Here is an 11,688-nt window from a genome sequence, read left to right on the forward strand (position 1 = left end):
GGGCGCGGGCCGTGTCCGGTCAGTCTCGCATTCGCACAGGTCGTCCGCCGTGTGCGGTCCCTTGACGGGGAACCGGTGCCTTCACGACCATGAACACGCCAACCGGGGCAGGCAAAGGGGCTGATTCCGTGACAGCAATGGCCCAGGCGCGGTCGTCACCGGCCGGAGCGCGGCGCCCCGCCGGGCGCCGGATCGCCGACCGCGGTACCTGGTTCCTCGTCCTGCCCGCCCTCGTCCCGATCCTCGTGCTCAGCGTCGGCCCGCTGCTCTACGGCATCCTCCTGGCCTTCACCGACGCCCAGTCCGGCCGGACGGCCGCCACCCGGTGGATCGGGGCCCTCAACTTCCAGGACCTGCTGCACGACACCCTGTTCTGGGAGTCGTTCCGGATCGGACTGGTCTGGGCGGTCGGCGTCACCGTGCCCCAGTTCCTGCTGGCGCTCGGCCTCGCCCTCCTCCTCGACCAGGACCTGCGCCTGCGCGGCCTGGCCCGCGCCCTCGCGATCGTGCCCTGGGCGATGCCCGAGGTCGTCGTCGGCATCATGTGGCGGCTCGTCTACAACCCGGACGCGGGTGTCCTCAACGAGACCCTGCGCGACCTGGGTCTCGGCGACGGCCGGGACTGGCTGAGCGGGCTGGCCACCGCGCTGCCCGCGGTGATCGTCGTCGGCGTCTGGGCGGGCCTGCCGCAGACCACGGTCGCCCTGCTCGCCGGACTGCAGAACGTCCCGCGCGAACTCCACGAGGCGGCGGCGGTCGACGGCGCGGGCGCCTGGCGCCGCTTCCGTGCGGTCACCTGGCCCGCGCTCAGACCGGTGGCCTTCGCCGTCACCGCGCTCAACCTCATCTGGAACCTCAACTCCTTCGCCCTGGTCTACGTGCTCACGAGCGGCGGGCCCGGCGGAAAGACCCGGCTGCCGATGCTCTTCGCCTACGAAGAGGCGTTCCGCTACGGCCAGTTCGGCTACGCGGCGGCGATGGGCTGCGTGCTCGTCGCGGTGGTCTCGGTGCTGCTCGCGGTGTTCCTGGCCGGCCGGCTGCGAGGCGGTGACGAGGCATGAGGACCCGCCGCGCGGCCCGCGTCGGCCAGTACGCCGCACTGCTCGGGTACCTGCTCTTCCTGGCCTTCCCGTTGTTGTGGCTGCTGTCCACCGCGCTCAAGTCCCCCCGGGAGCTGGGCGGTCTGCATCCGTCCTGGATCCCGCGCCGGCCCACCCTGGCCAACGTCCGGCAGGCGTTCGACGAGCAGCCGCTGGCACAGGCCGCCCTCAACTCCCTGCTGGTGGCGCTCGCCACCGCCGTCGTCGCCGTGGTGCTCGCCACCCCCATGGCCTATGTCATGGCCCGGCACCGCGGCCGGCTGGTCCGGGCCGCCACGGGCTGGGTGGTGGTCAGCCAGGCGTTCCCCTTCGTACTGGTGATCATCCCGCTGTTCCTGGTGCTGAAGAACCTGCGATTGATCGACTCCCTGGTCGGACTGGTGCTGGTGTACGTCGTGTGGGCGCTGCCGTTCGCGCTGTGGATGCTCACCGGCCACGTCCGGGCGATGCCCGCCGAACTGGAGGAGGCGGCGGCCGTGGACGGGGCCGGACGCCTGAGAACTCTCGTGTCGGTGACGGTGCCGCTGCTCGCACCCGGCATCGCGGCGACGGCCCTGTTCGCCTTCGTCACCGCGTGGAACGAGTTCTTCTTCGCGTTGGTGCTGCTCAAGAGCCCGGACAGGCAGACCCTTCCGGTCGTCCTCACCCACTTCATCGGCGCCGAGGGCGTGGCCGACCTCGGCCCGCTGGCCGCTGCCGCGTTCCTCGCCACCCTGCCCTCCGTGGCGGTCTTCGCGCTGGTCCAGCGGCGGATCACGGGTGGCCTGCTCGCCGGGGCGGTGAAGAGCTGATGCGGACCCTCGCCAAGGCACTCGCGGTGCTGCTGCTCCTCGCGGCGTGCTCGTCGCCGGGCCGGCGTGACGGCGGCCCGGTCACTCTGCGGTTCCAGTCCCTGGCCTGGCAGCAGGAGTCCGTCGCCGCCAACAAAGAGCTGGTGCGGGAGTGGAACGCCTCCCACCCGGACGTCAAGGTCGAGTATGTCCAGGGCAGTTGGGACAGTGTGCACGACCAGCTGCTCACCTCCTTCGAGGGCGGTGAGGCCCCGGACGTCATCCACGACGCCTCCGACGACCTCGCCGACTTCGCCTACGGCGGCTACCTCGCCGACCTGACCGGCCTGCTGCCCACCCGGCTCACCTCCGACATCCCGCGCAGCAGCTGGCGGACGGCCACCTTCGGGCCCGGCGTCTACGGCGTGCCGTTCCTCCAGGAGCCGCGGGTGCTGATCGCGAACACGGACCGCCTGCGGGCGGCGAAGGTGCGCATACCGACACCCGAACGTCCCTGGAGCTGGGCGGAGTTCCGGGAGGTCGCCAAGCGGCTGAGCGGGCCCGGGAAGTACGGCGTGGCCTGGCCGCTGAAGGAGCCCGTCTCGGCCACGCTCAACCTGTCCCTGTCGGCGGGCGGTCAGCTCTTCCACCGGGGCGCGGACGGCAGGATCGCGGTGCGCTTCACCGAGGGTGACGCGGTCGTGCCCCGCACCGTCCACGACCAGGTCGCCGTCGACCACAGCGCCCCGGCCTCGACGCTCGGCAGCGGTGGCTCGGACACCCTGCCCGGCTTCTTCGCCGGCCGGTACGCGATGGTCCCGCTGGGCTTCTCCTACCGGCAGCAGATCGTGCAGCAGGCCCCCGAAGGCTTCCCCTGGGCGGTACTGCCGGCTCCGGCGGGCGCCGGCGGACTCGCCCAGGGCGTCAGCCCGCAGACGCTGTCCGTCTCCGCCGACTGCCCGCACAAGAAGGAGGCGGTCGCCTTCATCGACTACCTGCTGCGGCCGCAGAACATGGTCCGCCTCGCCCTCGGCGACTGGATGCTGCCCACCGGAAACCGGGCCCTGAAGGACCCGGCCCTGCACACCGCCAGGAACGGCTGGGCCACCGGCACCGCCCTCGCCGCCCGGCTCCGTCCGGCACCCGCACAGTCGGTGCGCGGCTATCCGGAATGGAAGGACAAGGTGGCCACCCCGGCCTACCAGGAGTACTACAGCGGCGCGATCGACCTCGACGAGCTGCGCGTACGCCTCGAACGGGACGGCAATCTCGTGCTGGCCCGCTACCAGCGCTGACCGGTCCCGCCGCGCGAGGGCGGGCACGGGAAATGCATTAGACGATACGTTCCGTCTCGTTTAGCCTCGCTGGCATGAACCCGGTGACCCCGCCTGCCCACATCGCCATGTTCTCCATCGCCGCCCACGGCCACGTGAACCCCAGCCTGGAGGTGATCCGTGAACTCGTCACCCGGGGCCACCGGGTCACGTACGCCATCCCGCCGGTCTTCGCGGACAAGGTGGCCGCCACCGGGGCCCGGCCCGTGCCCTACACCTCCACCCTGCCGGGCCCCGACGCCGACCCGGCGGCCTGGGGGACCACCCTGCTGGACAACGTGGAGCCGTTCCTGGCCGACGCGATCCAGGCGCTGCCCCAGCTCATCGCGGCCTACGCCGACGACACGCCCGACCTGGTCCTGCACGACATCGCCTCGTACCCGGCCCGCGTGCTGGCCCACCGCTGGGGCGTCCCGGCGATCTCCCTCTCCCCGAACCTCGTCGCCTGGGAGGGCTACGAGGAGGAGGTCGCCGAGCCGATGTGGAAGGAGCCGAGGCAGACCGAGCGCGGGCAGGCGTACTACGCCCGGTTCGAGGCATGGCTCGCGGAGAACGGCATCACGCAGCATCCGGACCCCTTCGCCGGCCGCCCGGCGCGTTCCCTGGTGCTCATCCCGAAGGCACTCCAGCCGCAGGCCGACCGGGTGGACGAACGCGTCCACACCTTCGTGGGTGCCTGCCAGGGGGACCGCGCGGACCAGGGCGACTGGCAGCGGCCCGCCGGTGCCGAGAAGGTCGTGCTGGTCTCGCTCGGCTCGGCCTTCACCAAGCAGCCCGCGTTCTACCGGGAGTGCGTGCGCGCCTTCGGGAACCTGCCCGGCTGGCATGTCGTCCTGCAGGCCGGCCGGCACGTGACCCGCGGCGAGCTGGGCGAGGTACCGGACAACATCGAGGTGCGCGAGTGGGTGCCGCAGCTGGCGATCCTGCGGCAGGCCGACCTCTTCGTCACGCACGCGGGCGCCGGTGGCAGCCAGGAGGGGCTGGCCACCGCGACTCCGATGATCGCCGTGCCGCAGGCCGCCGACCAGTTCGGCAACGCCGACATGCTCCAGGCGCTCGGTGTCGCCCGGCGGTTCGCCACCGAGGAGGCCACCGCCGACCGCCTCCGCGAGGCCGCCCTCGCCCTGGTGGACGATCCGCAGGTGGCGCGCCGCCTGCAGGAGACCCAGGCGGAGATGGCCCAGGAGGGCGGCACCCACCGCGCGGCCGACCTCATCGAGGCAGAACTACCGGGCCACACGAAGGAGTAGTCCCCCCCGCACGGATACCGACCGGGGCAACGCGCCGCGCCCCGAAGGGGCGCGGGGAACTGCGCGACCAGCCCCCACGCCCCCGCAGCCGCGTACGGTCCGAACCGCCCCCTCGCAGCCGCGTACGGTCCGAACCGCCCCCTCGCAGCCGCGTACGGTCCCAACTGCCCCCCAGCCGCGTACGGCCCCACCCCCGCGCGTCGGCGGAATCAGACCGGCAGCCGTTCGCCCTCCTCCCGCACCGGTCGCTCCGCACGCCCCCGCGGAGCCTCGTCGTGCGTGAGGTCCGGCAGCCGGTGCAGCCACTTCGGCAGATACCAGTTGCGCTCGCCGAGCAGCGCCATCACCGCCGGCAGCAGCACCCCGCGGATGACCGTGGCGTCGATCAGGACCGCCGCGGCCAGGCCCACACCCATCTGCTTCATCGACTGCATGGACAGCGTGCCGAAGATCGCGAACACGGCGACCATGATGACCGCGGCGCTGGTGACGACCCCGGCGGTGGTGACCACGCCGTGCCGGATCGCGTCCGCCGTCGTACGGCCGCGCATCCGGGCCTCCCGGATCCGGGACACCACGAACACGTGGTAGTCCATGGACAACCCGAACAGGATCACGAAGAGGAACAGCGGCAGCCAGGTGACGATCGCGCCGACGCCCTCCGCGCCCACCAGCGAGGCACCCCAGCCGTGCTGGAAGACGGCGACGAGAACGCCGTAGGCGGCGGCCACCGACAGCAGGTTGAGCACGATCGACGTGATCGCGACCGTCAGCGAGCGGAACGACAGCAGCATCAGCAGGAAGGCGAAGACGACCACGAACGCGAACACCGGCAGGACCGAGCCCATCAGCTGGTCGTTGAAGTCGTGGTTGCCCGCGACCTGCCCGGTGACCGGCGCCTGTACGCCCTCGACCTTGCCGAGCGTGGCCGGCCGCACCTCCTCCCGCAGCGTCCGCAGACTCTTCGTCGCCTGGTCCAGATCGGAGCCGCCGACCAGCGGCACGGAGACCAGGGCCACGTTCTGCGCGTCGTACAGCTTGATGCCGACCGGGCCGCGCGAGGCGCCCGAGGCCACCGCCTCCCTTTTGAAGCCGGCCAGCGCCCGGCGGACCTCGGGGGCGTTGATGTCCGTGGCCTTGACGACGACCTGCGCCGGCTCGCTGCCGCCCGGGAATGCCTCGTTGAGGTGGTCGTACGTCTGCACGATGGGCAGCGAGTCGCCGAACTCCTGGTCCAGGGTGAGCTGCTGGGTCTTCATGCCGAGCGCGGGCGCGGCGATCGCCAGCAGCGCGCCGGCCGCGACGACGACCGAGATCAGCGGCCTGGCCAGCACGCCACGCAGCACGGCCGTCCAGAACCGGCTGCCCGAGTCCGGGCCCTGCTTGCGGCGCCGGCGGCCCAGGAACGGGAGGCGGCCCTTCTCGACCCGCTCACCGAGCAGCGAGAGCAGCGCCGGGAGCACGGTCACCGACCCGGCCATCGCGACCGCCACGACCATCAGCGAGGCCAGACCCATCGCCTCGAACTCGGCGAGGCCGGTGAACAGCATGCCCGCCATCGCCACGCACACCGTGACACCGGAGACGACGACCGCCCGTCCGCTGGTGGCCGCGGCGATCCGGAGCGCGGTGGCCGCGTCCCGGCCGGCCGCCCGCTCCTCACGCTCGCGGCGCAGGTAGAACAGGCAGTAGTCGACACCGACGGCCATACCGACCAGCAGCATCACGGAGTTGGCGGTGTCACTCATCGGCTGCACATGGCTGACCAGGCCCATCAGGCCCATCGTCGCCATGATCGCGGTGATCGCGAGGGCCACCGGCAGCAGCGCGGCCACCAGCGCGCCGAACGCGATCAGCAGGATGCCGAGGGCCACCGGTACCGCCGAGTACTCGGCCTGCTGGAAGTCGTCCCCGAAGGCGTCCTGGTACTGCTTCTGCATGCTGGCGCCGCCGATCTCCTCGATCCGCAGGCCGCCGTGGTCCTTCCGCACCCCGGCGACGGCGTCCAGCACCGGCTCGATCCGGTCGGCGGCCGTCTCCGCGTCACCGCGCAGATCGAACTGCACCAGCGCGCTGCGGCCGTCCCGCGAGACGGTGTGCGTGTCGTACGGCGAGGTCACGTGCGTGACCTTCCCGGTGCTCTCGACGGCCTTGACCACGTCGGCGACGGCCGCGCGGAACTCGCCGCTGGTGGCCCCGACGGCGTTGTCCTCGGACTGGATCAGGACGGTCTCCGCGGCCGGCTCCTTGATACCGGCGTCGTCGATGATCTTCGCGGCGGTGTGCGTCTCACCCTTGAGCTGATCGCCCTCGTCCACGTCCGTCCGGCCCGCCGCGGAGCCCAGCCCCACGGCCAGGACGACGAACAGCACCCATATGCCGACAGCCGCCCAGCGGTGCCGGGCGCTCCAGCCGCCGGCGCGTGCGGCCAGCCCCCGCACCCGCACCTCTGTGTTCCCCATGACGGGCCTGCCCCCCTCGTGTGCCGTGCCGGCCCCTGCCGCCACGTCCGCGTTCGCTCGGGTTCGACGGTAGGCGCCGGACAAGGGCGTCTCGTCGTACTGCCCGGTGAAGTGCGCGCGGCCCGGGTCACCGCAGGGGAGGACGGCGGCCCCTTACATCTATCGCCGGTTCTCCGGGGCGCGTCTCAGGGACGGGGAAGGGAGGGGGATCGGGGCGGGGACCTGCGGTGTCCGTTCCGACCGACAGAGATCCGCTTTGTCATTGCGAAACTTTGTTGAACAAGTCACAGGTGCGTGAAGAGGTTGCTCCGGGCCCCGGCCATCGGCCAGAGTTTCGCGCAGCCCGCCCCGGCGCGGGCGCGGCCGTCGTGCCCGCCCCCACGGGGCACGACGGCCGCGCGCTCCGACCGGCCAGGACCGGGAATTGGACCAAGGAAAGAGGGGCGGATTGGGCCGGGACTTGATGCCACCGGCACACTAGCGTCGGCGCCATGACGCACAGCAGCACCGAGACCGCCCCCGCCGCCCCGACCCGGGTCGACTTCTTCTTCGACCCGGCCTGCCCGTTCGCCTGGATCACCTCCCGCTGGCTGCTGGAGGTCGAGTGCCTGCGCCCGCTCGACCTCCGGTTCCGGGTGATGAGCCTGTACCTGCACAACACGGGCAACGAACTCCCTGACTGGTACCGGGACCTGGTGGACCGTTCGATCGGCCCGGTCCGGGTCGCCGTGGCCGCGGCCGAACGGCACGGCGAGAAGGTGCTGCGCGAGCTGTACACCGCGTTCGGCACCCGCATCCACGAACACGGCGTGAAGGACTTCGACACGGTGATCACCGACTCGCTGGCCGAACTCGGGCTTCCGGCCGACCTGTCGGCCGCCGCCCACGATCCGTCGTACGACGAGGCGGTCCATCGCCGCCACACCGCCGGAGCCGAACCGGCGACCGGCGGCTACGTCGGCACGCCCACCCTCCACATCGACGGCACCGTGTGGTTCGGACCGGTGCTGCGCGCCGTCCCCCGTGGTGTCGAAGCGGCCGAAGTATTCGACAGCTTCCGCGTGTTGGCTCGCCACCCCGACTTCTTCGAACTCAAGCGCACCCGTACCGGTGCCCTCCGCTTCGACTGACCCGCACCGGGACTGGCCGATAAACACCCCTGCGGCGCACCGGCTTCGCCACACGTGTGACACGGGGGCCGTCCCCGACGCAGGACGGAAAGCCGCCGCGGTCCGACGTCACAGGGGAGCGCCGGACCGCGGCGGCCAGTACCACACAACCGCCCCCGGCCGGGCCGGCTCACCGAACCTCGCGACAATCCCGCGGGGGCGTCCCTAGGGTGAAGCGCGCGGAAGGCCGGAGGGACGGATGAGGGTGACGGACAGACCGGTACGCGGCGTGCCAGGACCGGGTCGCAGCGTCGGCCTAGCCACCCGCACGCTCCTCGCCGGACCCCGGTCGGCGGTCAACGGACACCGATCACCCGGATGGGTGGCGATTTTCAGCCCTCCTGCCTGCCGCCGGCCAAGCCGCGTGCCCTGCTCAGTCCATCGACAGCCGCGACCGGTCCACCGGGCCGCACCGGACAGCGACAGGCCGCCGCGCAACCTCGGTAACGTCAGCGCTCCCAGCAACTTCGGCGCCCCCGGGACGATTCCCCGGACGGCGTGCCGAAGCAGTGACCACCAGCCATCCGACGGCTCCTCCGGTCCGGACGCGAGCCGCCGGCCCAGAAGCGAGGACAGGAATGAGTACCTACCCCTTCGGAGACGTCAACGGCCCGGCCGAATTCGGTGACGGCGGCCGCAGGCGGAGCAACTACGCCATCCCGGACCTGCAGGCGCTCATGGACGTAGCCGACCGGCTCACCGACACACTGCACGCCGAGTATCCGCAGCTCGTCAGCAGGGGCGAGATCATCCAGGGGGAGCTGGCGCAGGCCGCCGAGGACGGGCTGCCGCCCAACCGGGGCCGGATCCGCTCCGCGCTGGAGACGATCGCCATCGCGGCGTCGGCCGGCACCGGCAGTCTCGCCTACACCCGGCACCTCACCACCGCACTCGGCCTCTGAGCGGCCGGAGTCCCGCCACCGCGGGGTCCTGCCGCCACTGAGTCGCGGAAGCGGTCGGCGGCAGCCGCCGCGGCGGCACCGGCCGGTCCCCGCGCGCCCGGCAACCCCCGCGGCGCCGGTTCACGCCACGAGGTGCACTCGGGGCGGTGGACGAGGACCGACCCGCGCCCGGCAACCCCCGCGGCGCCGGTTCACGCCACGAGGTGCACGCGGGGCGGTGAGCGAGGACCGACCCGCGCGCCCGGCAACCCGGTGGCGGCTCACGCCACGAGGTGCACTCGGTGCGGTGAGCGAGGACCGGGCCCGCCGGTCACGCGCCCAGCGCCGCCAGTGCCGGCCGCCGGGCCTGGTCGTACCGCTCCAACAGGACCCGCGCGACCTCCGGTGCCGCACCCAGCACATCGGCCAGGACGTCCGTCTCGGCCGCGCCGCGCGCGATGCGGTCCGGCAGGAAGCCGGGAGCGAGCACATACGGCGCCACGGCGACCCGCTCGCAGCCGAGCCGGCGCAGTTCACGCACCGCGTCCTCGGTGCGCGGAAGAGATGCGGAGGCGAACGCAGGCCGCACGGCGCACCAACCGGTGTGCCGCCACTCCCGCGCGATATCTGCGATCACTGCGATCGCCTCCGGGTCGGAGGACCCCGCCGAGGCCAGCACGACCCCGGTCGAGGACTTGTCGGCGGCCGTCAATCCCGCCTCGTACAGCCGCCGTTCCAGCGCGGCCAGCAGCAGCGGGGACGGGCCGAGGACCTCCGCCTGCCGGATCCGCAGCCGCGCCGGGGCGTCCCGCAGTACCGCCGGGATGTCCGCCTTGGCGTGGAACGCGCGGGTCAGCAGCAGGGGCAGGGCGACGACGTCGCGTACTCCCTCCGCCGCCAGGGACTGCAGCACCCCGTGCACCGACGGGACGTTGAAGTCGAGGAAGCCGGTCTCCACCCGCACGTCCGGCCGCAGCGCCCGCACCCGCTCCACGAGGGCGTGCACGGTCCGGGCATGCCGCGGGTCACGGCTGCCGTGTGCGATCACAAGGAGTACCGGGCGGCGCATGTCAGCTCTTCACCAGCAGGCCGCGGCTGCGCAGCACCCACCGCTCCAGCGGGCTGAAGATCAACAGGTCGATGGCGATGCCGACGAACAGGATGAGCAGGATGGCCTCGAACACCATGGCCATGTCGCTGGCGGTACGGCCGTTCTCCAGCAACTGGCCGAGGCCGATCCCCAGGTCGGGGAACTGGGCGATGATCTCCGCGGCCATCAGCGAACGCCAGGAGAAGGCCCAGCCCTGCTTCATGCCCGCCACATAACCGGGCAGCGCGGCCGGCAGGGTGACGTGCCAGGTGCCCTTCAGGCCGGTCGCGCCCATGGTGCGGCCCGCGCGCAGGTACAGCGGCGGCACCTGATCCACACCGGACACCAGACCGTTGGCGATCGACGGCACGGCGCCGAGCAGGATCACCGTGTACATCATCGAGTTGTTCAGGCCGAACCACACCACCGCGGGCGGCACCCACGCCACCGACGGAAGCGACTGCAGACCGGACAGGATCGGGCCGATGGCCGCGCGCACGAACCGCACCCGCCCGACGAGCAGGCCCAGCGGGGTGCCGATCAGCAGCGCGAAGCAGAAACCGAGCAGACCGCGCGAGACACTGGTCCAGATGTAGCCGACCAGCTTGCCCTGGAGCCAGTCGTTGCGGAAGGCGTCCCAGACCGCGGCCGGCGTGGGCAGCTTGGTCGGGTCGTCGACGACCTTCAGGGTGATCAGCCCCTGCCAGACCAGCAGCACCACGAGGATCGCCGTGACCGGTGGCACGATCTTGTCGACGAAGGTCTTGCGGAACGGCGTACGGCCGGACTGCGCGGTCTCCAGCGCGTCGAGGCCCGCCTCCACACTCCCCGTCCCCGGAGCGGTCGTCGTCTCAGTGCTGGCCATGGCGGCGGATCTCCCCACGCAGTACTTCGGTGATCTCGAGGGACAACTCCGCCACGGGCGCGTCCTCGATGCGGCGCGGCTGCGGAATGTCGACCTCCCACGTCCGGGCCACCCGGCCCGGACGGGAGGACAGCAGGACGACACGCTGCGCCAGCCGTACCGCCTCGCGCACGTTGTGCGTCACGAACAGCACGGACAGGCCGGTCTCGGCCCAGATACGGGTCAGCTCGTCGTGCAGCACGTCCCGGGTGATGGCGTCCAGGGCCGCGAACGGCTCGTCCATCAGCAGCAGGCTGCTCTCCTGCGCCAGTGCGCGGGCCATCGCCACGCGCTGGCGCATACCGCCGGACAGCTCGTGGACGCGCTTGCCGTGCGCCCCGGTCAGCCGGACGAGTTCGAGCAGCTCCGCGGCCTTGTCGCGCCGCTCGGACTTGGGAACCCCCCGGAGCTTCAGGGCGAGCTCGATGTTCTTGCCCGCGGTCAGCCACGGGAAGAGGGCGTGTTCCTGGAACATCAGGGCGGGGCGTCCGTCGGTGCTGATGGCCCCGGCGGTGGGCCGGTCCAGGCCCGCCACCAGGTTCAGCAGCGTCGACTTGCCGCAGCCCGAGGCCCCCAGGAGGGTGACGAACTCGCCGGGCGCGACATCGAGGTTGATGTCGTCCAGGACGAGCTGCTGCCCGCCGGGTCCCGCGAAGGACTTCGAGACGTGTTCGAGGCGTGCGGCGTACTCGACCGTCGAGGCGGCCTTCGTGAGAGTCGTGGCCATG

At 72.1% G+C, this 11,688-nt stretch carries 10 protein-coding genes; 6 read left to right on the forward strand and 4 right to left on the reverse strand.

Translation table 11 applies throughout. The features are described from left to right. The first annotated feature begins 137 nt into the window (after positions 1 to 137). From ACIGYR_RS00515 to mgt, 4 genes are all read left to right on the forward strand, one after another. A complete protein-coding gene (locus ACIGYR_RS00515) occupies positions 138 to 1,061 on the forward strand; it encodes a carbohydrate ABC transporter permease (protein WP_399605744.1) in 924 nt (307 codons plus the stop codon). Continuing rightward, positions 1,058 to 1,891 (forward strand): carbohydrate ABC transporter permease, encoded by an 834-nt coding sequence (locus ACIGYR_RS00520; RefSeq protein WP_399605530.1) that lies wholly within the window; start codon positions 1,058 to 1,060, stop codon positions 1,889 to 1,891. The genes ACIGYR_RS00515 and ACIGYR_RS00520 overlap by 4 nt, the downstream gene beginning before the upstream one ends. Continuing rightward, entirely contained in the window at positions 1,891 to 3,165 is a 1,275-nt protein-coding gene (locus tag ACIGYR_RS00525) for an ABC transporter substrate-binding protein (RefSeq protein WP_399605528.1), read from the forward strand. The genes ACIGYR_RS00520 and ACIGYR_RS00525 overlap by 1 nt, the downstream gene beginning before the upstream one ends. Positions 3,166 to 3,239: 74 nt before the next feature. Beyond that, positions 3,240 to 4,454 carry a macrolide-inactivating glycosyltransferase gene (mgt, locus tag ACIGYR_RS00530; RefSeq protein WP_399605526.1) on the forward strand — a complete coding sequence of 405 codons (1,215 nt, stop codon included), beginning with the start codon at positions 3,240 to 3,242 and terminating at the stop codon, positions 4,452 to 4,454. Between the two features lie 209 nt (positions 4,455 to 4,663). On the opposite strand, the gene ACIGYR_RS00535 is transcribed toward mgt, so the two are convergent. Beyond that, complete coding sequence (locus ACIGYR_RS00535) at positions 4,664 to 6,916, reverse strand: MMPL family transporter (protein ID WP_399605523.1); 2,253 nt, start codon at positions 6,914 to 6,916, stop codon at positions 4,664 to 4,666. Positions 6,917 to 7,407: 491 nt separating this feature from the next. On the opposite strand from ACIGYR_RS00535, the gene ACIGYR_RS00540 reads away from it, so the two are divergent. Together ACIGYR_RS00540 and ACIGYR_RS00545 are read left to right on the forward strand one after the other, a co-directional pair. Next, positions 7,408 to 8,046 carry a DsbA family protein gene (locus tag ACIGYR_RS00540; protein WP_399605520.1) on the forward strand — a complete coding sequence of 213 codons (639 nt, stop codon included), beginning with the start codon at positions 7,408 to 7,410 and terminating at the stop codon, positions 8,044 to 8,046. A 617-nt stretch (positions 8,047 to 8,663) separates the two neighbouring features. Continuing rightward, a complete protein-coding gene (locus tag ACIGYR_RS00545; RefSeq protein WP_399605517.1) occupies positions 8,664 to 8,987 on the forward strand; it encodes a hypothetical protein in 324 nt (107 codons plus the stop codon). 310 nt (positions 8,988 to 9,297) lie between these two features. On the opposite strand, the gene ACIGYR_RS00550 is transcribed toward ACIGYR_RS00545, so the two are convergent. The 3 genes from ACIGYR_RS00550 to ACIGYR_RS00560 are packed head-to-tail and all read right to left on the reverse strand — an operon-like array spanning position 9,298 to position 11,687. Continuing rightward, positions 9,298 to 10,035 (reverse strand): sirohydrochlorin chelatase, encoded by a 738-nt coding sequence (locus ACIGYR_RS00550; RefSeq protein WP_399605514.1) that lies wholly within the window; start codon positions 10,033 to 10,035, stop codon positions 9,298 to 9,300. Position 10,036: 1 nt separating this feature from the next. Next, positions 10,037 to 10,921 (reverse strand): ABC transporter permease, encoded by an 885-nt coding sequence (locus ACIGYR_RS00555; RefSeq protein WP_391841264.1) that lies wholly within the window; start codon positions 10,919 to 10,921, stop codon positions 10,037 to 10,039. After that, positions 10,908 to 11,687 (reverse strand): ABC transporter ATP-binding protein, encoded by a 780-nt coding sequence (locus ACIGYR_RS00560; RefSeq protein ID WP_399605510.1) that lies wholly within the window; start codon positions 11,685 to 11,687, stop codon positions 10,908 to 10,910. Before ACIGYR_RS00560 ends, ACIGYR_RS00555 begins: the two co-directional genes overlap by 14 nt. Position 11,688: the final 1 nt, after the last annotated feature.

Source organism: Streptomyces sp. NPDC053076 (assembly GCF_044546845.1).
Classification (GTDB): Bacteria; Actinomycetota; Actinomycetes; order Streptomycetales; family Streptomycetaceae; genus Streptomyces.